The organism is Mycobacterium gastri, assembly GCF_002102175.1.
GTDB lineage: Bacteria > Actinomycetota > Actinomycetes > Mycobacteriales > Mycobacteriaceae > Mycobacterium > Mycobacterium gastri.
In genome coordinates this window covers 60,190-84,960 of record NZ_LQOX01000143.1, presented here as the reverse complement: position 1 = coordinate 84,960, position 24,771 = coordinate 60,190, and the positions used below count along the sequence as shown (strand labels likewise).

The window sequence follows — 24,771 nt, the reverse complement described above, 5'->3', positions numbered from 1 at the left end:
GACGACACCAATACCGAGCCCAGCTATCCCACTACCAGCGACAGGAAAACCAATGATCACGAACTACGGCTGCAGTATTAAAGGCATCAATTGATGAGATTGTCGCATCGTGCTTTGATCGGAGTGGAAAGCCGCTGTTTCGAGATCGATAGACGAGCACCAGCTCCGTCGTCATCGTGGTCTTCTTGGTTACAGACGAGACGAACTTCGGCAAGGTTGGAACCCGTCCGCCGCGGCGGGTATATCCATCAAGCCGGATAGCCCGGCAGCTGCTCGCCTCGCCCCCGTAACCGCCACCGCCCACCACCAAACCCCGATTACAACACTTCGACAACATCCCTAGAAACCCGCCCATCGAAGTGCCAAAGTACCGCGCATGCCCGGCACCCGATGGCTGCAGACAGCGGCCGTCGTTAGCGTGACCAGTCTGTTATTGATCACGCCCGCACCGGTAGCCGCCGACCCGCCAGAGCAAGCCTCGCCCACAGCACCCTGCGACGCCATCAGTCCCATCGCCATTCCGTGCGTGGCACTCAACAAGTTCGCCGACGCCGTCGCCGCGGAATGTCGCCGCGTCGGCATCGCGGACACACACTGCGTACTCCCGCTCGCCCATAAAGTCACCCAGGCAGCCCGGGACGCCTATCTGCGGTCATGGGTGCACCGCACGGCGCAATTCCAGTACGCGCTTGGAGACGCATTGCCGATCAGCCAAGCTCAGTGGCTGGGCACCCACAACTCGTTCAACAGCCTCAGCGACTCATTTACGCTCTCGCATGCCGACTCCAACCAGCAGCTCTCGCTGACCCAACAGCTGGACATCGACGTCCGCGGCCTCGAACTCGACTTGCATTACATCCCAAGGGTGGAGCTCCTCGGCAAGCGAGAAGTCACGGTCTGCCACGGGCTCGCACCCGCGAACGGCAACCTGGGCTGCACCAACGAGCCGCCGTTCGCCGCGGTGCTCCCACAGATCAAGAACTGGCTCAACACCCCCGGTCACACCGACGAGGTCATCCTGCTCTACCTCGAAGACGAGCTGCAGGACGCCGCGGCATACTCGTCAACACTCGCCACACTGGAAGACACCCTCCGGCGTCCCGACGGAACAAGCCTGATCTATCACCCCGACCCGGACCAGGGCGCCGCCAATGGCTGCGTCCCGCTCCCGCTACAGACGTCACGCAACGATGTCCGCGCCGCGGGCGCACAAGTTGTGCTCGTCAGTTCGTGTGTACCGAGCTGGTCAAATGACGTCTTCGCGTGGAAGGGCCCCGAGGTGGAGAGCGGCTCCACGTCGAGCTACCGTACCCCAGCTGCGACGCCACCTACGGCAGCGACGTGTATGCAACAAAGCTCGTTCGTTACTACGAGGACTCCACGTTGGTGTCGGCCCTCACCAGCCCAACCCGGCCCCCCGGCGAACCCACAGGCGCTGACACCGTCGAAGGTGCAGGCGATGACCGATTGCGGTGTCAACCTGTTCGGCTTCGACCAGTTGCTCCCTGAAGACGGGCGTATCCAGGCCACGCTGTGGAGCTGGGCGCCCGACGAACCGCGTGCGAGCGCCGCAAGCTGCACCCTCCAAGCGGCCAACGGCCGCTGGATGGCCGCGCCGTGCGAAGCCCCGCACCCCGCCGCCTGCCTCAACGCCGCGGGCGCCTGGACGTTGACGCCAAATCCGGTGAGGTTCGACCAGGCGCCGTTAGCCTGTGCGGCCGTCAACGCAGACTTCGCCCTGCCGCGAACGGGGAATCAGAACGCCCGGCTGCACGCCGTGGCCGGACCCGTCGGCGGCGCATGGGTGCGCTACCTAGCAGCTACTCCACCCGGTCAAGCAACGACGACGACCCCAACACCCGCTCCACGAGAACTTCGATGACCACCCGTCGCGGATTGGCCCGCGGGGTCCGATAGCGCTGGGCATAGCGTAATTCGGCATCACGGACGGCGTCGATATCGCGATTCACCGAAGCCTTACCCTCCAACGACAGCCAGCGCGCGCCGTCCACCTGGCTCAACACCGCGACCCCGCCGCGCTCGGCGTTGACCGCCTTCTGCGAGCCGCCGGTGGTGATCACCCGAGCGATATGCGTGATCGGGTCGAAAGTAAATCCCACCGCTACCACATGGGGCGAATTGTCGGCCCGCAGTGTGGTCAGCATGGCCAGATGGCGTTCGGTGAGAAACGCCATTGCGTCGTCGGAAAGCCGCGTAGTGGTCTTCGCCATCGCCACCCACGCTAGCGCAGGTGATAATCGCAGCCGTGGACGACACGGGCGCAGCTCCGGTGGTAATTTTCGGCGGCCGCAGCGAGATCGGCACCGAACTCGCGCGCCGCCTGGCCCCCGGCGCGACGGTGATACTGGCCGCACGCCGGGCCGACCAGCTCACCGAGCAAGTCACCGCGGTCAAGGCGGCAGCGGCGACAGCCGTCCACACCACAGAATTCGACGCCGACGACCTCGCCAGCCACGGCCCACTGGTCACCGCGATCACCAACGACTATGGACCCATCGGCACCGCGGTGCTGGCCTTCGGCATCCTGGGGGAGCAGACCCGGGCCGAGACGGACGCCGAGCATGCGATCGCCATCGTGCACACCGATTACGTCGCCCAGGTCAGTCTGCTCACTCATCTGGCCGTGGCCATGCGCCAGGCCGGCACCGGAACACTGGTGGTGTTCTCCTCGGTGGCCGGGGTACGGGTCCGTCGCGCCAATTACGTCTACGGGTCGGCCAAGGCCGGCTTGGACGGCTTCGCCAGCGGTTTGGCCGACGCGTTGCACGGCACCGGAGTGCGGTTGCTGATCGTGCGGCCGGGATTCGTGATCGGACGCATGACCGAAGGCATGTCGCCCGCGCCGCTGTCCAGCACCCCGGCGCAAGTGGCCGAGGCCACCGCGCGGGCCCTGGCGAAGGGCCGGCGCACCGCCTGGGTCCCGTGGGCGCTGCGGCCGATGTTCTTCGCGATGCGGCTGTTGCCGCAGTTCGTGTGGCGCAGGATGCCGCGATGATCATCGTGGTCGGTATCGGCGCCGACGGCATGCCAGGCCTCTCGCACGCGGCAAAGCGCGAATTGCAAAGGGCTACCGTCATTTACGGCTCCAAACGGCAACTCGACCTGCTCGACGACACGATAACCACCGCCAGACATGAGTGGCCGTCGCCCATGCTGCCCGCACTCCAACAATTACCGGCCGATGGGCCCGACATCCACGTCGTCGCCAGCGGCGACCCGCTGATGCACGGTATCGGCGGCACGCTCATCCGGCTGTTCGGCACCGAAAAAGTCACCGTGTTGCCGCAGGTGTCGGCAGTGACGTTGGCATGTGCCCGAATGGGCTGGAACGTCCATGACACCGAGGTGATCAGCCTGGTCACCTCGGCACTGCACACCGCGATACGCCGCGGCGGCCAGGCGATCGTCCTCTCGAAGGACCAGACCACCCCCAAGGAGCTGGCCGGGTTGCTCAACGAAAACGGCCGCGGGGACTCAGAATTCAGCGTCCTCGAACAACTCGGCGGGCGCAATGAACGCAGCCGCCACGGCACCGCCAACCAATGGGCCACTGAAACCCCAAGCGACATAGACGATCTCAACGTCATCGCCATCCGCTACCTGCCCGACGAGCGCATCTCGTCGCTGTCCGATGACGCGTTCATCCACGACGGCCAGATCACCAAACACGGCATCCGGGCCGTTACCTTGGCCGCACTGGCGCCCCGGCCGGGACAGCGGTTGTGGGACGTCGGCGCCGGCTCGGGCAGCATCGCGGTCGAGTGGTGCCGCAGCGCGCCGGGCTGCACCGCAGTGGCGTTCGAGCGCGACGAACGGCGCCGCCGCAACATCGAGCGCAACGCCACGGCCTTCGGCGTCGACGTCGAGGTGCGCGCCCAGGCGCCCGACCAGTTCGACCACGCCGCAACTCCGGCGACGATCTTCATCGGCGGCGGCCTAACCCAGCCCGGCCTTCTCGACGCCTGCCTGGCCAGCCTGCCGACAACCGGCCACCTGGTCGCCAACGCGGTCACAGTAGAGTCAGAAGCCGCACTGGCACAAGCATATTCACAACACGGCGGCGAACTGCGACGCTTCCAGCACTACCACGGCGAGCCGCTGGGCGGCTTCACCGGCTGGAGCCCGCAGCGCCCGGTGACGCAATGGACGTTGACCAAGGTGACCAAGGTGACCAAGCGATGACCGTCTATTTCATCGGCGCCGGACCGGGCGCCGCGGACCTGATCACCGTCCGGGGTCAGCGCCTCCTCCAACGATGCCCGGTATGCCTGTACGCGGGCTCCATCATGCCGAAAGACTTACTCGCGCACTGTCCGCCGGACGCGAAGATCGTCGACACCGGACCGCTGACGCTGCAACAGATCGTCGCCGAACTCGCTGACGCCGACGCCGCCGGCCATGACGTGGCCCGGCTGCACTCGGGCGACCCGTCGCTGTACAGCGCGCTCGCCGAGCAATGCCGCCGGCTCGACGCGCTGGGTATCGACTACGAAATCGTCCCGGGAGTACCGGCTTTCGCGGCCGCGGCCGCCGTTCTGAAACGCGAGCTCACCGTCCCCGGGGTAGCGCAGACGGTAACGCTGACCCGGATAGCCACCCTGTCGACACCCATGCCGCCCGGTGAAAGTCTCAGCACGCTAGCGCAATCAGGCGCCACCCTCGTCCTACATCTGGCCGCCGCCCAGATCGACGCCATCGTCCCGGAGCTGCTATCCGGCGGCTACCGTGCCGAAACGCCGACCGCCGTCGTCGCTTTCGCGAGCTGGCCACAGCAGGCGGTGCTGCGCGGCACGCTGGCCGGTATCGCCGCGCAACTGCACGACGCCCGCATCACCAAGACCGCCGTCATCATCGTCGGCGACGTGCTGGGGGCCGACGGCTTCACCGACAGCTACCTGTATTCGGCCGCACGTCGGGAGGCGCATTGACACGACTGCTGCTGCTCGGCGGCACCGCCGAGGGACGGGCTCTGGCCGCAAGGCTGTACCCGCACGTCGACATCGTCAGCTCACTGGCCGGCCGGGTGCCCGACCCCGCACTGCCGGTCGGCCCGGTGCGCATCGGCGGGTTCGGCGGCGTCGACGGCCTGCGGCGCTGGCTCGCAGACGAGCGCATCGACGCCGTCGTCGACGCCACCCATCCGTTCGCGGCCACCATGACCGCGCACGCCGCGCAGGTCTGCCGTGAACTGAAAATGCCCTATCTGGTGCTGGCCCGCAAGCCGTGGGACCCCGGCGACGCGATTGTCGTTACATCCGATACGCAGGCCGCCGAAGCCGTTGCCCGGCAACAGTTTCAACGCATCTTTCTGACCACCGGCCGCTCGGGCGTCGCGGCCTTCGCCGACAGTCCCGCGTGGTTTCTGATCCGCGCGGTCACCGCGCCTGACGACACCGTGTTGCCGCGTCGCCACCAGCTGGTGCTGTCCCGCGGCCCATATCACTACGACGACGAAGTCCGGCTCCTTAGCCAACACCACATCGACGCGCTGGTCACCAAGAACAGCGGCGGCAACATGACCAGGGCCAAACTGGATGCCGCTGCGGCACTGGATATTCCGGTGCTGATGGTGGAACGTCCGCCGCTGCCCGCCGGCGTCACGACTGTGAGCACCGTGGCGGAAGCCGCCGCTTGGGTCGACGGACTGAGTTAACCGGTCTGTTCGTCGCGTTCGGTATCGGCGAGCAACGCATCGCGCGCCCGAGCGACGCGGGACCTGATGGTGCCGACCGGGCAGCCGCACACGGCCGCGGCATCGGCATAGGACAACCCGAGAAGCTGGGTGAGCAACAGCGCTTCGCGCTGGTCGGCGGTCAGCTGGGCGATCATCGTGGTCACTTCGACGAGCTCCTCGAAACCGCGAGCGTGACCGTGGCGGTCGAGCACACTCTCAGGATCGGCGCCGGGGGCGGTCCGGGGCCGGGACCGGAGATAGCGGATGTGATCGGCGACCACGCGGCGCGCGATCGCCAGCAACCAGGTACGGGCGCTGGAGCGCCCAGAGAACCGCTGGATGGCGCCGATAGCGCGCAGGAAGGTCTCCTGGGTCAGATCATCGGCACTGCCCGCATCCGACAGGAAGGTCACGAACCGCCACACGTCTTGCTGCGTGGCCTTGATGAACGCCTCGAGGGCTCGCACATTGCCGGTTGCAGCCGCCAAGGCCAGTTCGGTGACGGCCTCGTCGTCGGTTGCCGCGGTCATGGGCATCCACCTTAAACGGCAAGGCTCCCCGGGCATACGACCGGCTGTCGTAGAACGGTTGACCGGCCGCAGATTCCGGTGGCGCCGACGGTGCGTCAGGGCCGCCGACCGGACAGGTGCGGCAGGTTCGGCCTCGGATGGCTGTGACGTCGGTGCCCCGGTACGGTCTCGCGCTACCAGCAACGCGAACACCGTGCCCACAAGCACCGGTACGTGGCTGGCGATGCGGGCCGCCGTCACCTCACCATGCCAGGCGTCCACGGCCACGTAACCCACCAGCGCCAAGGAGTACGCGCCCGCAATGGCGGCCACGCCCAGTGCGGCGCTGCTCCACACGGCGGCAACGATCATGGCCAGTCCCAGAGCCAGCAGCCACGCGGTGGACTCGTGCAGCAAGTGCTCGCCGTGCATCGCGTCGTGGCCGTGGTGCGACATGATCCCGAAATCGATGCCGCCGATCTGTGCAGCCGCGATCGCTATCTGGAACACGCCGACCGCGATCAGACACCACCGCCAGTGGCCCGGCCCCACCGCGCCCAGCCACCGGCGATAGCGCGGGGTGGGCGCGACGCCGGCGCGGGCCATGATCTGACCGGCCAGGTCCGGACCGGGGGAGGTGCCGACGGCAGCGAACCGGCGAGTCTGTGCGGCCGCGTCGATGAGCCAGGCGCGGCAACGACGGCACGATTCCAGATGGGCATCGACCTGCTGGGCCAGCACCCGCGGACGCTCACCGTCCAGCCGCGCCGATAGCTCCTCACGCGCAACGTCACAGCGCATGCCTCGCATCGTTGCGCATGGCTGTCTTTGGCGCAAAGAGACGGGGACCGTGACAGACTCTTTCGCGACATGAACCCATCACATCCACGCTTGGCGGCGATATCCCGTCGTGAATTACTGCTGGCACTAGCCATGTGCGTTCCCCTCGCCGGTTGCGCCCGCCTCGGCAGCGGTGATCACCCCGCCTCGACCACGGCAGCACCGACACCAAATGTCCAGGGCCGCTTTGCCGAACTCGAACACCGGTATGCGGCGCGGCTGGGCGTATACGTGCCGGCATCCGGCCCGACGGCGGCGATCGCCTACCGCGCCGACGAGCGGTTCGCCTTCTGCTCCACATTCAAGGGCCTGCTCGTTGCCGCGGTGCTGCATCAATACCCGCTCAGCCACTTGGACAAGGTGGTCACTTACACCAGCGCTGACATCCGCTCGACCTCGCCGATCACCCAGCTGCATGTCGCGACCGGGATGAGTGTCGGCGAGCTCTGCGACGCGGCGATCCGCTACAGCGACGGCACCGCCGCCAACCTGTTGCTGGCCGACATCGGCGGAACCACGGCGTTCACCGGATATCTGCGCAGCCTGGGCGACTCGGTGAGCCGATTGGACCAAGAGGAACCGGAGCTGAACCGCGACCCTCCCGGCGACGAGCGAGATACCACCACTGCCCACGCGATCGCGCTCGACTATCAGCAGCTCGTTCTCGGCGATGCGTTACCTGCCGACAAGCGGGCGATGCTCACCGACTGGATGGCGCGAAACACCACGGGCGCCAAACGGATCAGGGCCGGGTTTCCCGCGGACTGGAAAGTGATCGACAAGACCGGTTCGGGTGACTACGGCCGGGCCAACGATGTGGCAGTGGTGTGGTCGCCCAGCGGCATACCGCACGTGGTGGCGATCTTGTCCGATCGTGCCGGCGGCGGGTATGACGCCGAACCGAGCGAGGCGCTGGTCGCGGATGCGGCCAGGTGCGTCGCCCAGCTGCTCGGGTAGCCAGGTAGTCCGAATATCGACCGTCGGCGTCGCCTGCCCGGATCGCGTCATCGCCTCGACGAGAGGGGATTTGGGTTTAACCGGCGGCGATCGAGGTAACCAGCACCGGCGTGCTGGTCGGCGCGCTGCGACCGGCCAGGGAAAATACCATAGGGGGTATGGTATATAGTGGTCGTGCAACCGCAGTTCGTGTGTCCTACGACCACCGTCCCCGGGCCGAACGGCCCTAGTCGACGCGGCGGCGGGAGCGTGGACTACGTGCGAACCGGACCAACCGGCAAGGCGATGAGCGGAGGGGAACTTCAGTGCTCAGCTTTCTCAAGCGAGGGTGGATACCGCTCGTTGTCGTTATCGCCCTGGCCGCCGGGGGCATAGCCGTGGACAGGCTCCGCGGCGTCTTCGGCTCCGACCCGATCTTTACGTGGACGGGCGCCAACTCTGGCGTGATCGAGTCGATTAACACCAAACACGTGACCTATGAGGTTTTCGGGCCCGCCGGCACCGCCGGAAGTGTGAGCTACCTGAACAAGCTGACCCAGCCCGAGCAAGCGGACTTCACCAGCCTGCCCTGGACGTACACGATGACGATGACGCTACCGGCCGTTATCGCCAACGTGGTGGCGCAAGGCGACAGCGACCGTATCGGGTGCCGCATCACCGTGAACGGTGCCGTCAAAGACGAACAATCTTCCAGCGGGCACCACGCGCAGGCCTTCTGTCTGGTGAAGGCCGCATGAACGCCCACGACGACACCCGCCCGAGATTCATGCGGGCCGTCCGCACATTCGCAATCCCGATCATTCTCGCCTGGCTGCTGCTGACGATCGCCGTGAACGTTCTCGTGCCCTGGATCGAATTCGTCGCGAGATCACACGCGGTGACGATGTCGCCGCAAGATGCGCCGGCGATGATCGCCGCCAAACACATGGGCAAGAAATTCCAGGAATTCGATTCCGACAGCATCGTGATGCTTGTCCTGGAAAGCGATAAACCACTCGGCGAAGAAGCCCATCGCTATTACGACGGCCTGGTGAAAAAGCTGCAGGCCGACCGCAAACACGTGCAGCACCTCCAGGATTTGTGGGGAGACCCCGTGACCGCCGCCGGTGCTCAGAGCACTGACGGCAAAGCCGCATATGCGCAGATCAATACCGCCGGCGACCAGGGCAGCACCCTGGGCAACGAGTCCGTCGACGCCGTTCGCAAGATCGTCGACGATTCGAAACCGCCCGCCGGAGTCAAGGCCTACGTCACCGGTCCGGCAGCGCTCACCACGGACATGACCGAGGCCGCCGATAAAAGCATGTTCAAAATGATGGGCGTGACGGGCGTGGTCATCATGATCATGCTCGCGATTGTCTACCGCTCCGTCAGCACCGTGTTGCTTGTGCTCTTTATGGTCTTCCTCGAGATGCTGACGGCCCGGGGAGTCATCGCGATTCTCGGGTACAACGACCTGTTGAGCTTTTCGACGTTCGTCGTCGCCATGTTGTCGTCCCTGGCCATTGCGGCGGGAACAGATTACGCGATATTCCTCATCGGACGTTATCAGGAGGCACGGCAAGCCGGTGAAGATCGGGAAACGGCCTATTACACGATGTTCCGCGGCACCTATCACGTCATCTTGGGCTCGGGGCTGACGATTGCCGGGGCGAGCTTCTGCCTGCATTTTGCGCGGCTGGCCTATTTCAAGGCGCTGGGCATTCCTTCCGCGCTGGGATTGCTCATTGTGATCGCGGGTGCGCTGACGGTGGCGCCGGCGGTCGTCGCGGTGGCCAGCCGGTTCGGTCTGCTCGACCCCAAACGGATGATCAAGGTCCGTGGCTGGCGCCGGATCGGCACCGCTACCGTCCGCTGGCCCGGGCCGATCTTCGTGGCCTCGCTGCTGATCGCGCTGGTGGGCATGCTCGTGGTGCCGGGCATGAAGATCAGCTACAACGATCGCTTCTACATACCTCCTCATTTGCCGTCGAATATCGGATACGCCGCGGCAGAGCGTCATTTCAGCCCCTCCAGAATGAATCCCGACATTCTCATGGTCGAGACCGATCACGACATGCGCAATTCGAGCGACATGATCATCCTGGACCGGATCGCCAAGAACATCTTCCGTACCCCGGGAATCGAGAGAATACAAAGCATTACCAGGCCGCTGGGAAGCCCCATCGAACACACTTCGATCCCGTTCCAGATCAGCATGCAAGCCATTCCGATCCAAGAGAATCTGCGATTCATGAGGGACCGGATGGCCGACATGCTCGAGATGAGCGACGACCTCGGCGCCATGGTCGGCTCGATGGAACGCATGTATGGCTTGCTGGGGCAGCTGAGCAGCACGACTCATCGCATGGTCGGTGACATGACCGACATGAAGGCCACGCTGGACGAGATGAGGGACCACCTGGCGGACTTCGACGATTTCGCGCGGCCGCTGCGCGGCTATTTATATTGGGAGCAGCACTGTTTCAACATTTCCGTGTGCTGGGCGGCGAAGTCGGTATTCGAGGCGATCGACGGCGTGGACAAGTTCAGCGAGAACATGCAAACACTGCTCAAAGAAATGAACAATGTCGACGCATTACTACCGCAACTGCTCGCGGAGTTCCCGCCGATCATCGCCGTCGCGAAATCCATGCAGGGAACCCTGCTGACGTTACACAGCAGCTTCTCCGGATTGGTCACGCAAATGTCGCGGATGACCGACACCGCCAGCGCGATGGGCCAGGCTTTCGACTCCTCGAGGGCCGACGACTACTTCTATCTACCCCCGGAGGCGTTCGACAATCCCGACTTTCAGCGCGGCCTGAAACTCTTCCTGTCGCCGGACGGTAAGGCCGCGCGCTTCATCATCACCCATGACGCGGACCCGGCGACTCCCAAAGGGATTGCGGCCGTCAAACCGGAACTCAACGCCGCGCACGAAGCCGTAAAGGGCACACCTCTGACCAACGCCAAGTTCTATCTCACCGGCACGGCAGCGGTCTACAACGATATCCAGACCGGCTCTAAATACGACCTCATGATCGTCGGAATCGCCGCTCTGACACTGATATTCGTGGTCATGGTGATCATCACCCGCGCCCTGGTCGCCTCGCTGGTGATCGTCGGCACGGTGCTGATCTCGCTGGGCGCCGCCTTCGGGCTGTCCGTGCTGGTCTGGCAACACATCTTCGGCCTGGAGCTGAACTGGATCGCGCCGGTGTTCGGGCTGATCATTCTGTTGGCCGTCGGATCCGACTACAACCTGCTGCTCGTCTCACGTTTTCAGGAGGAACTCGGCGCCGGGCTACGGACCGGCATCATCCGCTCGATGGGCGAAACGGGTGGCGTCGTCACCGCGGCCGGTCTGGTGTTCGCCTTCACCATGATGTCCATGGTCGCCAGTGACCTGCGCTCCATCGGCCAGGCCGGCAGCACCATCGGTCTGGGTCTGCTGTTCGATACCCTGGTGGTGCGCTCGCTGATGACGCCGTCGATCGCCGCGCTGCTCGGGCGCTGGTTCTGGTGGCCGCAACGGGTGCGCACGCGCCCGGCCAGCTACATGCTTCGGCCGTTCGGGCCGCGCCGGCTGGTTCGTTCCCTGCTGTTGGGTGAGCCTGCGGATGTGCCGGCTCCCAAACCGGTGGTTGGTGCTGGTCACCCACCCGCATAGCCGGGGTGGCCGGCGTAGCGTACGCGCGTTGATCGCCGCCACCGGATTTCGTCGAACGTGTTCTGAGCGTGAGAATTTGGCCGATTTTGCGCAGCCATGTCACGCTCGGCGCACCAGCATGCGCCGGCCTTGCAACGATTCGGTGCGTTAGTGCCCGCTGACGGTGCGCACCGGATGACGCATGGTAACGGGCTTCAGGTCGGGTACCGCCGCGGTGTGAACACGCGGTCATCGAAACCTGCTGAGTACCACTGGGTTTGGGAGGACCCGACGATCAGCAGGCAACGCATGTCGATGTCGGCGGGGTTCAGGTCAGCCAGCCGCACCACCCGAACGTCTTCATCGGGGCCCGACACGTCGCGGCCGATCACCACCGGGGTGCCCGGCTCGCGGTGCTGTAGCAGCAGGTCCCGCATCGCGCCGACCTGCCAGGTGCGCGCCTTGGAAGCGGGGTTGTAGATGGCCAGCACCAGGTCGGCGGCGGCCGCGGTCGCAACCCGTGCGGCGATCACCTCCCACGGCTTGAGCCGGTCGGACAACGAGATCACCGCATAGTCATGCCCCAGCGGGGCGCCAACCCGGCTGGCCACCGCCTGGGCGGCCGTCATCGCGGGAATCACCCGGATCTGCACATCCGGCCACTGCTTCGCCTCTTCCAGAACGGCCGTGGCCATGGCGAATACACCCGGATCACCCGACGACACCACCGCCACCGCATGACCTTGCTCGGCCAGCGAGCAGGCCAGCCGGGCGCGGGCGGGCTCGTCGGTGTTGTCGCTGGGATGGCGCCGCTGCCCGTCACGCACCGGAACGCGGTTCAGGTAGGTGTGGTATCCGATCAGATCGGTCGCGCACGCCAGCTCGCGCCGGCTCTGCGGCGTCATCCAGTCCATGTCGCCGGGACCCAGGCCCACCACCGCGACCGAACCGACAACCGACGCGCGCCGCCGTCCCCCCGGAAGCATGGCCAGCGAGAAGTACGGCACGCTGGCCTCATCGACGTCAGCCGCTGGCAACACCCGTTGAACGGCGGTGCTGGCCCGCTCCACGTAGAAAGCGTCGTCAAGTTGGCCGGACACCGAAAGTGCTTCGCGCACATTGTGATACGAACGGCCAAGTTTGAGTACTACGGCAGCGTCGGCGTCGGCGAGCCGGCGGGTCAGCTCGGCAACCGGCAACGTGCCGGGCAGCACCGACAGCACCTCGTTGCCGGCCACCAGCGGCGTCGCTATGGCCGCCGAGGCGGCGCTCACCGAGGTCACTCCCGGCACGATCACCGCGTTGAACCGCTGCGTCAGCCGGGTGTGCAAATGCATGTACGAGCTGTAGAACAGCGGGTCGCCCTCGGCGAGCAGCGCCACATTGCGTCCGGCGTCCAGATGCGCGGCAATGCGCTCGGTGGCCTGCACGTAGAAATCCTCCAGCGCGCCGGCGTAACCGCCGGGATGACCGGTCGTCTCGGTGGTCACCGGATACACCAGGTGCTCCTCCATTTGCCCCGGCCGCAGATACGGTTCGGCGATACCGCGGGCGATGCTGCGGCCATGGCGGGCGCTGTGATAGGCCACCACATCGGCCTCGCCGATCACCCGGGCGGCCTTGACCGTCACCAACTCCGGGTCGCCGGGCCCCAGCCCGACGCCCCACAAGGTTCCTCGGTTCGTCATTCGGTGTCGGCGGCCATCGCGTTGACGGCCGCGGCGGCCATGGCGCTGCCGCCACGGCGGCCCTGCACCACCAGATACGACATGCCCCGCGGTCGCTCGATGAGCTCTTGTTTGGACTGTGCCGAGCCGACGAAGCCGACCGGCCCGCCCAGCACCGCCGCCGGCGCCGCGACCCCGTCGTCGACCAATTCGAGCAACCGGAACAGAGCCGTGGGCGCGTTGCCGATCGCCGCGACGGCCCCGCCCAGCCGGTCGGCCCACAGTTCCACACCGGCCGCCGAGCGGGTGGTGTGCCGGCGCGCGGCCAGCTCGGCCGCCCGCGGCTCCGCAACCAGTGACACGACCCGGTTGTCCGCGGGCAGCCGCGCGGTGGTGATCCCGGCGGCCACCATCGACGAATCGCACAGCACCGGCGCGCCATCGCGCAGGGCGGCCCGGACCCGGCTAACCACGTCGCCGGTATAGGCCACGTGCTCGGCGACGTCGACTTGCCCGCAGGTGTGGATCAACCGGACCACCACCCGCGCCACGTCGGGGGGAAATCGGGTCAGGTCGGCTTCGGCGCGGATGGTCGCAAACGACCGACGGTAGATCTCGGCCGCATCGCGAATGTAGTCGAGCACCCGCTCACCCTAAGACGTCGTTGTTCCGCAGTGCGCGGTATCCGTCGCCGGTGGCGACCAGCACCTCACCGGACAACGGGCTGCCGCAAGCCCGTTCGCAGCCGACGAAGTGGCGGTGCACGGCGGTGTCCGCGTCCAGCGCATCAGCCGCGTCGGCCCGGACGTCGGCGACCGAGTGCGCACACCCGGGGCTGCCGGTGCAGGCGCTGACCCGTAGCCAGGGCGAGGTCTCGTCGAACACCAGGCCCAGTGGCGCCAGCACCCGTAGCGCGGCGTCGGCAACGGCTTCGTCGAGATCGCATATCAGCAGTGACCGCCATGGCGTGATGACCAGGGGGGCCTCGATCGCGGCCACGCAGTCGGCGACGCGAGCGGGCAAGACCCCCAGCGGAACGGCGGCGCCCAACGTGACGCGGCCGTCGTCCTGGGGTATCCAGCCCACCGGCGGTGTGGTGACCGGCGAAAAGGCAGCACCGGGTTGCGCTCCGGGGAGCAGGGCACCCAAGTCACCCAAGTCAGCAAATTCGGTTATCCGCCAATGCTTTCCGCGGATCTCGATGAACCTCAGCGCGACCCGGACCAGTGTCGCGGTGACATCGCTGACCCGGATTCCGGTGTCGCGGCCCGCCAGCGTCAAGGCGTAGCCGTCGTCGAATACGTGGACGCCGACGTCGGCAGCCAGACCCGAGACGTCGGCGCGACCGTCGTCCAGACTGAACCAGAACCGGCCGCCCAGGCCGGCAAGCCGGGGTTCGGCGCAAATCGCGGCGTCCAGCTCGTCGACCCAGTCCCGGATGTCGGTGTTTCCGCCCACTCGCCCCGACAACGGTGACGCGACGATGTTGCGGACCCGCTCATGCGTCGGCGACGGCAACAGGCCCGCCTTGGCGATCGCTTCGGCGACCGTTGCCACGTAGGTGACACCGCGCAACTGCACGTTGCCGCGCGACGTCAGCTCCAGCGTTGCCGAGCCAAAGCCGGTGGCAACCCGCGCCAGCGCGCCCATTTGAGCCGCGGTAACCAATCCGCCCGGCAACCGCACCCGCACCAGCGCTCCGTCGGCGGCCTGGTGCACCTGCAGCGCGCCCGGGCACGCGTCGGTGTCGCGAGACCTGACCACCCGTCCACGGTACGGCCCCGGCAATCACGATTGGATCCCCCGTCGGCTGGGCACCCTCGTGATCCATGCGGACGGTGACGGCCGGTGACCGTGGTCGAGCGAGACGACCTTGCCGGCCGACCCGGTGGCCGAGGTCGCGGATACCGCAACCGTCGTCGTGGTCGTGGCGCCCGAGGCTAGCACCGCAGTTGGAGGAGACGTTAGCGGATCCGGCGGTGTTGTTGAGGATGCTGAAGGTGTAGCTGGAACCGGCCGGACCGGGGGCGGTGAGGATGGCGGTGCCCGGATCGCCGGCTCCCCCTGTTCCGGCAGCCCCGCCGGGGGCATTGATCACGCCCAAAAGGTCTTGCACCACGGTCTGCAACGGCGAGGCGTTGGCCGCCTCGGCGGCTGTCCATTCGCTGGTAGCCCCGGCGCCTCGGAAACCGTTGCGGCATAAGCAGTTGAGCCGAGATCCGGAAGTCCATCGAAGGCGGCACCGCCGGGAGAAAGCAATCAAGACGACATCTCCCTGCGGTGATCGGCGAGTGGTAGCGCGGGCCGCTGGCCTTGCCAGGTCTTCGGGCCGCGTGCGGCCGGACATTTGGCGGAACCGCCGTTGTGATCAGCCGGGCGGCGATATCGTTTGCCACTGAGGCGGTGAGGCATGCGGTGCGCTCGGAGCCGTTGCTGACCGACAGCCTCAGTCACTGCGCCCATAGGAGTCGGAGATGTCTCTTTGCACTGGCGCTGCCAGGTTGATCACGATTGCCGCGTGCAGCGGTGCTGCTGCTGTTCTCGGCTCCACAGCCGATTGCGCCGCAGCGCCGTCGGGCAAGCTGATGGACATGCTCCCGCAGGGCTTCTCCTCGACTAACTGCCAGGAGAAAGACCCGGTGGAAGGTTCGCTCGAAAGGGTGATGTGCGGCCAAAGCACCGACCCGGGCGGACCTTCCTACGGCGTGTTCCTTCTCTATGGGAGCGGCAGCGACCTGGCAACGGAGTTCCGCCAGGGACCCGGCAGAAGCGGATACGCTGTGGCATCGTCGTGTCCGGGCGGCGGCGCTTCTCCCGGCACATGGAGTTACCGCAACTCCAACCAGACCGCCGGTCAGGTCGAGTGCGGCACTTCCGTCGAGGGCAACTATGCGGTCATCTGGACCGACAATGCCAAACTCCGGCTCGCCGTTGTCGAGGGCAAAGACAGTGCCAGTCTGTATCAGTGGTGGCGCGATAAGGGCTGACGGCCCTTTTTGGTTGCGCGTCCGTGCGGTGATGACCGCAACGACGGTTGCGTCACCTGCATCGGGGCGGCGAAATCGACTGCTCTGCACTGGAATCCGACTGCGGTCGGCTGGCAATTCGAGAAACCGTGCAGGATGGGCGCTTTGTCGCCTCCAATCCCGCAGCCGCCGCCGATACCGAAAGATCTGCCATCGACCGAAAGCCACCTTTGCGCTGACCGCGGAGTTGGTTACGCGACCCGCCCCGGGACGGTCTTACGGGTTTGCGGTACGAATGGTGAGTGGCCGAGCCGACCGTCCTGCTGTTGTCGACGTCCGACACCGACCTGATCAGCGCGCGCTCCAGCGGCAAGGACTATCGGCGGGCCAACCCGTCGCGGTTGTCCGACGACGAGCTGCCCGAGTTGCTGTCCGGCGCCTCGATCGTGGTGGTGCGGATCCTGGGTGGCTACCGCGCCTGGCAGCGCGGCATCGACGTGGTGATCGCCAGTGGGGTGCCGGCCGTGCTGGTCAGTGGTGAGCAGGCCGCCGACGCCGAGTTGACCGACCTGTCCACGGTTGCCGCCGGCACGGTGGTGCAGGCGCACATCTACCTGGCCCACGGCGGTGTGGACAACCTGCGGCAGCTGCACGCCTTCCTGTCGGACACGGTGCTGATGACGGGCTATGGCTTCACCCCGCCGCTGGTGACGCCCACCTGGGGCGAACTGGCCCGCGCTGACGGCTCCAAGGTCGACGGCCCGACGATCGCGGTGCTGTTCTACCGCGCGCAACACCTGGCCGGAAACACCGCATATGTCGAGGCGCTATGCCGGGCCATCGAGGACGCGGGTGGTCGGGCGCTGCCGGTGTATTGCGCGTCGCTGCGCACCGCCGAACCGGAACTGCTCGACAGACTTGCCGACGCCGACGCCATGGTGGTCACCGTGCTGGCCGCCGGGGGAGTCAAGCCCGCTGCCGCCTCAGCCGGCGGCGATGACGACAGCTGGAGCGTCGAACACCTTGCCGCCCTGGATATCCCGATCCTGCAAGGCCTGTGCTTGACCAGCGCCCGGGACCAGTGGTGCGACAACGACGACGGACTTAGCCCCCTCGACGTCGCCAGCCAGGTGGCGGTGCCTGAGTTCGACGGTCGGATCATCACGGTCCCGTTCTCGTTCAAGGAGATCGACGACGACGGATTGATCTCCTATGTCGCCGATCCCGAGCGCTGCGCGCGGGTCGCCGGTCTGGCGGTCCGCCATGCGCGGCTGCGCTACGTCGCACCCGCCGATAAGCGGGTGGCCGTGGTGTTTTCCGCCTACCCGACCAAACACGGCCGGATCGGCAACGCGGTCGGATTGGACACCCCGGCCAGCGCGGTCGCCTTGTTGCAGGCGATGCGCGAGCGCGGCTACCAGCTGGGCGACCTGCCCGGTGTCGAGTCAAACGACGGCGACGCCCTGATCCATGCGCTGATCGAACGCGGCGGCCAAGACCCCGATTGGCTCACCGAGGGGCAATTGTCCGGCAACCCGATCCGAGTGTCCGCCAAGGACTATCGCGCTTGGTTCGGCACGCTGCCCGCCGAGCTGACCGAGCCCGTGACACACCATTGGGGGCCGCCGCCGGGGGAGTTGTTCGTCGACCGCACCAATGATCCGGACGGCGAAATCGTCTTTGCCGGTATACGATCCGGCAATCTGATGCTGATGGTGCAGCCGCCGCGCGGCTTCGGGGACAATCCCGTCGCGATCTACCACGACCCGGATTTGCCGCCCAGCCATCACTATCTGGCCGCCTACCGCTGGCTGGAGGCGGGATTCGGGGCGCACGCCGTGGTACACCTGGGCAAACACGGAAACCTGGAGTGGCTGCCGGGAAAGACATTAGGCCTGTCGGCGGCCTGCGGGTCCGACGCGGCGCTGGGCAACCTGCCGCTGATCTACCCGTTTCTGGTCAACGATCCCGGCGAGGGCACCCAGGCGAAAAGACGAGCGCACGCCGTACTCGTCGACCACCTGATCCCACCCATGGCGCGCGCCGAAACCTACGGTGACATAGCGCGTTTGGAGCAACTACTCGACGAGCACGCTAGCGTGGCCACGCTGGACCCCGGAAAACTACCCGCCATCCGTCAGCAGATCTGGACGCTGATCCGGGCCGCCAAGATGGACCACGATCTGGGGCTGACCGAGCGGCCGCCCGAAGATTCGTTCGACGACATGCTGCTGCACGTCGACGGCTGGCTGTGCGAGATCAAGGACGTCCAAATCCGTGACGGCCTGCACATCTTGGGCCAAAAGCCTTCCGGCGAACAAGAACTCGACCTGGTGCTGGCCATCCTGCGGGCCCGCCAGCTGTTCGGCGGCGAGCAGGCGCTGCCCGGCCTGCGACAGGCGCTCGGGCTGGCCGACGACGGCACCGACGAGCGCGCCTCGGTCGACCAGGCCGAGGCAGCCGCCCGGAAGCTGGTCGCCGCGCTGCAAGCCACCGGCTGGGACCCGGCCGCCGCGAATCATCTCACGGACAACGCCGACGTCGCGGCGGTACTACGTTTCGCCGCAACCGAAGTGGTGCCGCGGCTCGCCGGCACCACTTCCGAAATCGAGCAGGTATTGAGGGCTTTGGACGGCCGGTTCATCCCGGCCGGCCCGTCGGGGTCACCGCTGCGCGGTCTGATCAACGTGTTGCCCACCGGTCGCAACTTCTACTCCGTCGACCCGAAGGCAGTGCCGTCGCGGCTGGCCTGGGAAGCCGGTGTGGCCCTGGCTGATTCACTGCTGGCCCGGTACCGCGATGACCATGGCCGGTGGCCGCAGTCGGTGGGCCTGTCGGTGTGGGGCACCTCGGCGATGCGCACCGCCGGCGACGACATCGCCGAAGTGCTTGCCCTGCTGGGTGTTCGGCCGGTCTGGGACGACGCGTCGCGGCGCGTGGTGGATCTCACCGCTATCCCGCTGACCGAGCTGGGCCGGCCCCGGATCGATGTGACGGTACGCATTTCCGGATTCTTCCGGGACGCCTTCCCGCACGTGGTGACGATGCTCGACGACGCGGTCCGGTTGGTCGCCGATCTTGACGAACCCACCGACATGAATTACGTGCGCGCCCATGCCCAAGCCGACCTGGCCCAACATGGCGACCAACGTCGCGCCACCACAAGGATTTTCGGCTCCAAACCGGGAACCTATGGTGCCGGGCTGCTGCAGCTTATCGACAGCCGCAATTGGCGAGACGACGCGGACCTGGCCCAGGTGTACACCGCGTGGGGCGGCTTCGCCTACGGACGCGACCTCGACGGTCGCGAAGCCGTAGACGACATGAACCGCCAGTACCGGCGCATCGCGGTGGCCGCCAAAAACACCGATACCCGCGAACACGACATCGCCGACTCCGACGACTACTTCCAGTACCACGGCGGCATGGTGGCCACCGTGCGCGCGTTGACCGGCCACGCGCCCGCCGCCTACATCGGCGACAACACCCGGCCCGACGCGATCCGCACCCGCACGCTGTCGGAGGAGACCACCCGGGTGTTTCGGGCCCGGGTGGTCAATCCCCGGTGGATGGCCGCGATGCGCCGCCACGGCTACAAGGGCGCATTCGAGATGGCCGCCACCGTCGACTATCTCTTCGGATACGACGCGACGGCCGGGGTGATGGCCGACTGGATGTACGAGCAGCTCACCCAGAGCTATGTGCTGGATGCCGAGAACCGCAAGTTCATGGCGGAGTCCAACCCGTGGGCGCTGCATGGGATGGCCGAACGCCTGCTGGAGGCGGCCGGTCGCGGCATGTGGGCCCAGCCGCAACCGGATACCCTCGACGGATTGCGTCAGGTTTTGCTGGACACCGAAGGTGACTTGGAGGGTTGAGCCATCCGATGAGGACACGCCTTTTCCGGCTCACCACGGCGGCTGCTGCCCTGGCCGCCGGTGCCCTCGGATGGACGTCGGCGCCGGCCTGGGCCGACCCCGGCCCGACTTCTGCCCCCGCGGCGGGTGCGCACTGGGAGGTGGGCTGCCCGGAGCCACTGACAGACCTGATAGACCGCTCGTGTTTCGCACCGTACCCATGGGTGGGCACGCCGTCGATGAGCCTGGTCGGCGAGGGCACCCCGTCGCAGGGGCTGCCGGTGCGCAACATTCTGGCGGTGGTGGCGGGTGCGAAAGTTGCTGTCGCGCTGACCGTCCGCGACTACCAAGGCGAGGACAGATTTGTCCGAGTCGAGCCCGGCTCGACTCGGGGTTTCTCCGGCGACCTGATCGTCGACGTCAGACAGGACCGGGTGGTCCCGTGATGTCAGGCTACGGAAGCGCCGGCGAGCAGACGCGGAATCGCACGCGGAATGCCTTCCGCGTGCGATTCCGCGTCTGCTCAGCGCTAAGTTGACACCGTGACGCCCACCTTCGCCGACCTTGCCAAGGCGCAGTACATCCTGCTGACCACCTTCACCAAAGACGGCCGGGCCAAGCCGACCCCCATCTGGGCCGCCTGGGACAAGAACCGCGGTGACCGGCTGCTGGTCATCACCGAGAAAAAAGCGTGGAAAGTCAAGCGAATTCGCAATACCCCGCGAGTAACGATGGCCATCTGCGACGTGCGCGGTCGCCCGAAGAGCGAGGCCGTCGAGGGCACCGCGGCCATCCTCGACGATTCGCAGACCGGCGCCGTCTACGACGCGATCGCCAAGCGGTACGGCATCCTCGGCAAGGTCTTCAACTTTGTCAGCAAGCTGCGCGGCGGCATGGAAAACAACGTCGGACTGGAGCTCAGAGTGGCTGGCGCCTAGTCACCGCCGACGGGAGCTCAAGAGCCGCCATAGCGCAACCACCACCGGTACAGGTCGTTGAGGCTGCCTCCGCCGTTGACCGTGGCCAGCAGCAGCTGGGCGTCGCGGGTCCAGGCGAGATCAGCACGGTCCTCGATGCTGCCGCACACGATCTTGCCGCCGGCACCGCCGGGGCTCGATCCGTAAGTCCAGTTGCCGGGCGAGGCGTTGCCCCCGGGACACGGTGACACCGCCATGCTTTCGGCGGTCGCATAGAAATCGGCGGTCAACGAGTCGACATTGTCGTACAGCGTGAAGCGGGCATAGTCAGGCGTGTCTGACTGCCGGTCGTCGGTGCAGTCCAGGCTGGCGATGGCAGCAGGAAACGGGTTGGTGGCTCGCGTGCACGAACCGGCCGAGTAGCCAGGCGGCAAAAGCCGGACAATCTGCTGTTCGGTCGGGGTAAACGGCTCAGCGGCAGCCTCGGTGGTTGCGATACCCGTCACGAGCGTGGACGTCGGGGCCGACGCCGGCGCGCCACGCGTCAGCACACCCGTTCCGGCCAGAACCCCCAACACCGCGAATACCGTGGATGCGCTCTTCAGCCCAGCATGCATCGTCGGGTCCTCACTGCCCGTCGGCTCCGCTACTCAGGTGCTCGCCGAAGAACGCAAACACCCGGCGCCACGCATCTTCGGTCGCGGTCTCGTTGTAGCCGAATCCCGCAACCCGAATCAGCGGTTGACCGGGAAGTTTGTTGGCGAAGCTGTGCCCGGCCCCCGGATAGACCTTGATGTCCGCGGTGATCCTTTTTGCCTGGATGACGGTGCGCAATCGGTCGGCAGCGCCCACCCCCAGCGGGTCCCGGCCGCCGAAACTCGCGACGATCGGGCATGCCCCTTCGAGGGTCTCGCTGAGATGGCGGGGCAGCGGTGTGCCGTAGAACGGCGCCGAGGCGCCAAAGCCTCTGGGCGACAAAATGAGCGCGAACCCGCCACCCATGCAGAAGCCCGCGATGCCCACCTGGCCGGAACATTCGGCCATGGCCAGCAGGTGATCACGGGCAGCCAGAATGTCGTCGAGGGCACGACCGCGTTTGGTCAGCAGCTCGCGAAAGACTCGGGTGATACACCGGGCGCGGCCGCCGCGGGCGTACATATTCGGGGTCAGCGCCACATAACCCGCTTGGGCGATGCGCTGGGAAATCGACTCGTTGTCCGGGGCATACCCGACCGCGTCATGTACGACGACCACGCCCGGCCACGGACCTTCTCCTGCGGGAACGCTCAGCAGCGCGTCGATCGGTCCGGCCGGGGTGTCGATGTCGATCGTGGTCATAGCGTCATCTAACTGCAGCCGTGACGCGACCGCTTGCGGAACTCGGGCGCCGCCCGCAGACGTTGGCATCACATGCTAGGTCGGCTGCTTCTCGTTTACGCCGTCGTCGAGCTCATGGCCTTCATCGGATTGGCGGCGGCCATCGGGTTCGGCTGGGCCCTGGTGGTGCTGCTGGCCACCTTCGTCCTCGGGTTGGTCCTGTGGGCTCCGATGGGCGGGTGGCAGCTCGGGCGGCACCTCATGCAGTTGCGGTCCGGCGTGCAGGAACCGCACCGCGCGTTGAGCGACGGCGCCCTGGTTGCCGTCGCCACCGGTTTGGTCCTGGTTCCCGGGCTGGTCAGCACCGCTGTGGGGTTGTTGCTGCTGGCGCCGCCGATCCGGGCGGCCGCCGGCCCCGGGCTGACCGCGATCGCGCTGCGCGGGATCCTGCGGCGGGTGCCGTTGACGGCGACCGCGGCCGCCGGCATGGCCGGCGCGTTCACCCGCCGCGAGCAACCCGATCAGCGTGACTTCATCGATGGCGAGGTCATCGACGTCATCGACGGAGAACCACCGACCTTGCCGCAGGCTCGCATTCCCGACCAAGCCCCGACCTGGACCTAGGACAGAGCTAGGACAGAACTAGGTGTTGGACTTCCCACGTAGTTTTGCGGTGTGACGCAGATTCCCTCCAAGCTGCTGGTCAACGGCCGGATCTACAGCCCGACCCACCCCGACGCCACCGCCATGGTGGTGCGCGGCGACATCGTCGCGTGGCTGGGCAGCGACGATGTCGCGCGCGACCAGTTCCCGGATGTCGAAGTTCAGGACCTCGATGGCGCATTCGTCGCGCCCGGATTCGTGGACAGCCACATCCACCTGAGCGCGACCGGTCTGACGCTCAGCGGGCTGGACGTGCGTTCCGCGACCTCACGCGCGCAATGCCTGCGCATGGTTGGCGACTACGCCGCGGCGCACCCCGGCCGGCCGGTCTGGGGACACGGCTGGGACGAGTCGGCCTGGCCCGAAAAAACCGCGCCCAGCACCGCGGACCTGGACGCCGTGCTCGACGGTCGGCCCGCCTACCTGGCCCGGGTGGACGTGCATTCGGCGCTGGCCTCGTCGGCGTTGCGGCGGTTGGTCCCCGAACTACCGGCCACCGCGGGTTTCGCCGCACAGCAGCCGTTGACCGGGGATGCTCACCACCTGGTCCGGGCCGCGGCCCGCGACCTGCTGACCGACGCGCAGCTGGCCGAAGCCCGGGCCGCGGCGATGCAGGCCCTGGCCGCGTCCGGCGTCGTCGCCGTGCACGAGTGCGCCGGCCCGCAAATCGGCGGGCTCGACGACTGGCTGGCGCTGCGCTCTCTCCGACAGGGCGTCGAAGTGATCGGTTACTGGGGTGAGGCAGTGACCACACCGACCCAGGCCCGAAGGTTGATCGAGCAGACCGGAGCCCACGGGTTGGCCGGTGACCTTTTCGTCGACGGCGCACTCGGGTCGCGCACCGCCTGGCTGGATGAGCCGTACGCGGACGCGCCCGGCTGCACCGGAACCTGTCACCTCGACTCAGACGCCATCGAAGCGCATCTGCGGGCGTGCACCGCCGCGCAGGTGACCGCCGGTTTCCACGTCATCGGCGATGCCGCCGTGTCGGCGGTCGTCGCAGCCTTCGAACGGGTCGTGCAGGACCTCGGCGTGGTCGCGGTCGCCCGGTGCGGACACCGTCTGGAGCACGTGGAGATGGTCACTGCCGATCAGGCCGCCAAGTTGGGCACCTGGGGTGTCATCGCCAGCGTGCAGCCCAATTTCGACGCACTCTGGGGCGGCGTCGACGGGATGTACGCCCAGCGCCTCGGGCGGGATCGAGGGTGCCGGCTCAACCCGCTTGCGCTGTTAGCATCCCAAGGCGTGCCACTCGCCCTTGGTTCCGACGCGCCGGTAACCGGCTTCGACCCGTGGGCGAGCGTGGCTGCGGCGGTCAACCACCGCACCCCGGGCAGCGCCGTGTCGGCGCGGGCGGCGTTCGCCGCGGCAACCCGCGGGGGATGGCGGGCCGGCGGTGTCCGCGATGGGCAGACCGGCACCTTGGTGCCGGGCGCGCCGGCCTCGTACGCCGTGTGGGACGACGTCAATGTTCTGGACGTCAGTGCGCCGCGTGACGCCGTTCAGCGTTGGTCTACCGATCCGCGGTCCCGGGTGCCGGCGCTACCTCGGCTGGGTCCGCAGGACGCGTTGCCGCGCTGTCGTCAAACCGTGCATCGGGGTGCGGTCATCTATGGCTAGGGGATGGCCCGGCCGCAAGGTGCCGAACCTCGACCGCAGCGAGGTCGATTCGGCGGTTGAGGTGCCTGACGCCGAGATGGCCGCCGATCCCACCTATCCGCAAGAGTCCGCGCTGGACGCCGGCACCTCGAC

At 66.9% G+C, this 24,771-nt stretch carries 20 protein-coding genes and 2 pseudogenes; 14 read left to right on the top strand and 8 right to left on the bottom strand.

Annotated elements, in window-relative coordinates:
- Window positions 1-376 precede the first annotated feature (376 nt).
- Window positions 377-1,882, top strand: a pseudogene (locus AWC07_RS23480) (phosphoinositide-specific phospholipase C-related protein).
- On the opposite strand, the gene AWC07_RS23475 reads toward AWC07_RS23480, so the two are convergent.
- Window positions 1,821-2,237, bottom strand: a complete 417-nt coding sequence (locus AWC07_RS23475; RefSeq protein WP_139829842.1) for a F420-dependent biliverdin reductase — start codon at window positions 2,235-2,237, stop codon at window positions 1,821-1,823. The pseudogene AWC07_RS23480 and the gene AWC07_RS23475 overlap by 62 nt on opposite strands.
- Window positions 2,238-2,266: 29 nt before the next feature.
- Between AWC07_RS23475 and AWC07_RS23470 the strand changes: the two genes are divergently transcribed.
- From AWC07_RS23470 to AWC07_RS23455, 4 genes are read left to right on the top strand one after another with little or no spacing between them, the layout of a single operon-like run.
- Complete coding sequence (locus AWC07_RS23470) at window positions 2,267-3,016, top strand: SDR family NAD(P)-dependent oxidoreductase (protein WP_036409316.1); 750 nt, start codon at window positions 2,267-2,269, stop codon at window positions 3,014-3,016.
- Window positions 3,013-4,203, top strand: a complete 1,191-nt coding sequence (locus AWC07_RS23465; protein WP_036409331.1) for a bifunctional cobalt-precorrin-7 (C(5))-methyltransferase/cobalt-precorrin-6B (C(15))-methyltransferase — start codon at window positions 3,013-3,015, stop codon at window positions 4,201-4,203. The genes AWC07_RS23470 and AWC07_RS23465 overlap by 4 nt, the downstream gene beginning before the upstream one ends.
- A complete protein-coding gene (gene cobM, locus AWC07_RS23460) occupies window positions 4,200-4,949 on the top strand; it encodes a precorrin-4 C(11)-methyltransferase (RefSeq protein ID WP_036409318.1) in 750 nt (249 codons plus the stop codon). The genes AWC07_RS23465 and cobM overlap by 4 nt, the downstream gene beginning before the upstream one ends.
- Window positions 4,946-5,674 carry a cobalt-precorrin-6A reductase gene (locus tag AWC07_RS23455; protein WP_036409320.1) on the top strand — a complete coding sequence of 243 codons (729 nt, stop codon included), beginning with the start codon at window positions 4,946-4,948 and terminating at the stop codon, window positions 5,672-5,674. Before cobM ends, AWC07_RS23455 begins: the two co-directional genes overlap by 4 nt.
- Here AWC07_RS23455 and sigC read toward each other — a convergent pair.
- Window positions 5,671-6,225 carry an RNA polymerase sigma factor SigC gene (sigC, locus tag AWC07_RS29095; RefSeq protein ID WP_244187678.1) on the bottom strand — a complete coding sequence of 185 codons (555 nt, stop codon included), beginning with the start codon at window positions 6,223-6,225 and terminating at the stop codon, window positions 5,671-5,673. The genes AWC07_RS23455 and sigC overlap by 4 nt on opposite strands.
- 159 nt (window positions 6,226-6,384) lie before the next feature.
- A pseudogene (locus tag AWC07_RS29090) lies at window positions 6,385-7,005 on the bottom strand (DUF2275 domain-containing protein); the annotation flags it as partial.
- Between the two features lie 69 nt (window positions 7,006-7,074).
- Here AWC07_RS29090 and bla point away from each other — a divergent pair.
- The 3 genes from bla to AWC07_RS23435 all read left to right on the top strand — a co-directional run bounded on the left by bla (window position 7,075) and on the right by AWC07_RS23435 (window position 11,653).
- Entirely contained in the window at window positions 7,075-8,001 is a 927-nt protein-coding gene (gene bla, locus AWC07_RS23445) for a class A beta-lactamase (protein ID WP_051507780.1), read from the top strand.
- Between the two features lie 305 nt (window positions 8,002-8,306).
- Window positions 8,307-8,738 carry an MmpS family transport accessory protein gene (locus AWC07_RS23440; RefSeq protein WP_036409325.1) on the top strand — a complete coding sequence of 144 codons (432 nt, stop codon included), beginning with the start codon at window positions 8,307-8,309 and terminating at the stop codon, window positions 8,736-8,738.
- On the top strand, window positions 8,735-11,653 hold the full coding sequence (locus tag AWC07_RS23435) for an MMPL/RND family transporter (protein WP_085105257.1): 2,919 nt from the start codon (window positions 8,735-8,737) through the stop codon (window positions 11,651-11,653). Before AWC07_RS23440 ends, AWC07_RS23435 begins: the two co-directional genes overlap by 4 nt.
- Window positions 11,654-11,847: 194 nt before the next feature.
- On the opposite strand, the gene AWC07_RS23430 is transcribed toward AWC07_RS23435, so the two are convergent.
- The 3 genes from AWC07_RS23430 to cobG are packed head-to-tail and all read right to left on the bottom strand — an operon-like array spanning window position 11,848 to window position 15,063.
- Entirely contained in the window at window positions 11,848-13,320 is a 1,473-nt protein-coding gene (locus AWC07_RS23430) for a precorrin-2 C(20)-methyltransferase (RefSeq protein ID WP_036410637.1), read from the bottom strand.
- Complete coding sequence (locus AWC07_RS23425; protein WP_036410635.1) at window positions 13,317-13,943, bottom strand: precorrin-8X methylmutase; 627 nt, start codon at window positions 13,941-13,943, stop codon at window positions 13,317-13,319. The genes AWC07_RS23430 and AWC07_RS23425 overlap by 4 nt, the downstream gene beginning before the upstream one ends.
- A 4-nt stretch (window positions 13,944-13,947) precedes the next feature.
- Window positions 13,948-15,063: a precorrin-3B synthase gene (gene cobG / locus AWC07_RS23420; protein ID WP_036410634.1), complete on the bottom strand. Its 1,116-nt coding sequence runs from the start codon at window positions 15,061-15,063 to the stop codon at window positions 13,948-13,950.
- Window positions 15,064-15,800: 737 nt separating this feature from the next.
- Here cobG and AWC07_RS23415 point away from each other — a divergent pair.
- The 4 genes from AWC07_RS23415 (at window position 15,801) to AWC07_RS23400 (ending at window position 21,060) form a co-directional block, all read left to right on the top strand.
- The gene (locus AWC07_RS23415) at window positions 15,801-16,286 is read left to right on the top strand and encodes a hypothetical protein (RefSeq protein WP_036410631.1); all 486 of its coding nucleotides are present in this window, start codon (window positions 15,801-15,803) and stop codon (window positions 16,284-16,286) included.
- A 281-nt stretch (window positions 16,287-16,567) separates the two neighbouring features.
- Window positions 16,568-20,143, top strand: coding sequence for a cobaltochelatase subunit CobN (gene cobN / locus AWC07_RS23410; protein WP_036410628.1), 3,576 nt, complete (start codon window positions 16,568-16,570; stop codon window positions 20,141-20,143).
- Between the two features lie 8 nt (window positions 20,144-20,151).
- A complete protein-coding gene (locus tag AWC07_RS23405) occupies window positions 20,152-20,568 on the top strand; it encodes a hypothetical protein (protein ID WP_036418762.1) in 417 nt (138 codons plus the stop codon).
- 96 nt (window positions 20,569-20,664) lie between these two features.
- A complete protein-coding gene (locus tag AWC07_RS23400) occupies window positions 20,665-21,060 on the top strand; it encodes a PPOX class F420-dependent oxidoreductase (RefSeq protein WP_036418759.1) in 396 nt (131 codons plus the stop codon).
- 17 nt (window positions 21,061-21,077) lie between these two features.
- On the opposite strand, the gene AWC07_RS23395 is transcribed toward AWC07_RS23400, so the two are convergent.
- Both AWC07_RS23395 and AWC07_RS23390 read right to left on the bottom strand, forming a co-directional pair.
- On the bottom strand, window positions 21,078-21,656 hold the full coding sequence (locus AWC07_RS23395; RefSeq protein ID WP_036418757.1) for a hypothetical protein: 579 nt from the start codon (window positions 21,654-21,656) through the stop codon (window positions 21,078-21,080).
- A 10-nt stretch (window positions 21,657-21,666) separates the two neighbouring features.
- Window positions 21,667-22,377: a dienelactone hydrolase family protein gene (locus tag AWC07_RS23390; protein ID WP_036418755.1), complete on the bottom strand. Its 711-nt coding sequence runs from the start codon at window positions 22,375-22,377 to the stop codon at window positions 21,667-21,669.
- A gap of 72 nt (window positions 22,378-22,449) precedes the next feature.
- Here AWC07_RS23390 and AWC07_RS23385 point away from each other — a divergent pair, with 72 nt between their 5' ends.
- Together AWC07_RS23385 and AWC07_RS23380 are read left to right on the top strand one after the other, a co-directional pair.
- Window positions 22,450-22,980 carry an FxsA family protein gene (locus AWC07_RS23385; RefSeq protein WP_085105256.1) on the top strand — a complete coding sequence of 177 codons (531 nt, stop codon included), beginning with the start codon at window positions 22,450-22,452 and terminating at the stop codon, window positions 22,978-22,980.
- A 51-nt stretch (window positions 22,981-23,031) separates the two neighbouring features.
- On the top strand, window positions 23,032-24,639 hold the full coding sequence (locus AWC07_RS23380; protein ID WP_036412965.1) for an amidohydrolase: 1,608 nt from the start codon (window positions 23,032-23,034) through the stop codon (window positions 24,637-24,639).
- The last annotated feature ends 132 nt before the right edge of the window (window positions 24,640-24,771 follow it).

Excerpts from the sequence above, each read along its gene's own strand:
- AWC07_RS23465 (WP_036409331.1), top strand. The coding sequence starts at position 3,013 with ATGATCATCGTGGTCGGTATCGGCGCCGACGGCATGCCAGGCCTCTCG.
- cobM (WP_036409318.1), top strand. The coding sequence starts at position 4,200 with ATGACCGTCTATTTCATCGGCGCCGGACCGGGCGCCGCGGACCTGATC.
- sigC (WP_244187678.1), bottom strand. The coding sequence starts at position 6,225 with ATGACCGCGGCAACCGACGACGAGGCCGTCACCGAACTGGCCTTGGCG.
- bla (WP_051507780.1), top strand. The coding sequence starts at position 7,075 with ATGAACCCATCACATCCACGCTTGGCGGCGATATCCCGTCGTGAATTA.
- AWC07_RS23435 (WP_085105257.1), top strand. The coding sequence starts at position 8,735 with ATGAACGCCCACGACGACACCCGCCCGAGATTCATGCGGGCCGTCCGC.
- AWC07_RS23430 (WP_036410637.1), bottom strand. The coding sequence starts at position 13,320 with ATGACGAACCGAGGAACCTTGTGGGGCGTCGGGCTGGGGCCCGGCGAC.
- AWC07_RS23405 (WP_036418762.1), top strand. The coding sequence starts at position 20,152 with ATGAGGACACGCCTTTTCCGGCTCACCACGGCGGCTGCTGCCCTGGCC.
- AWC07_RS23395 (WP_036418757.1), bottom strand. The coding sequence starts at position 21,656 with ATGCATGCTGGGCTGAAGAGCGCATCCACGGTATTCGCGGTGTTGGGG.
- AWC07_RS23390 (WP_036418755.1), bottom strand. The coding sequence starts at position 22,377 with ATGACCACGATCGACATCGACACCCCGGCCGGACCGATCGACGCGCTG.
- AWC07_RS23385 (WP_085105256.1), top strand. The coding sequence starts at position 22,450 with ATGCTAGGTCGGCTGCTTCTCGTTTACGCCGTCGTCGAGCTCATGGCC.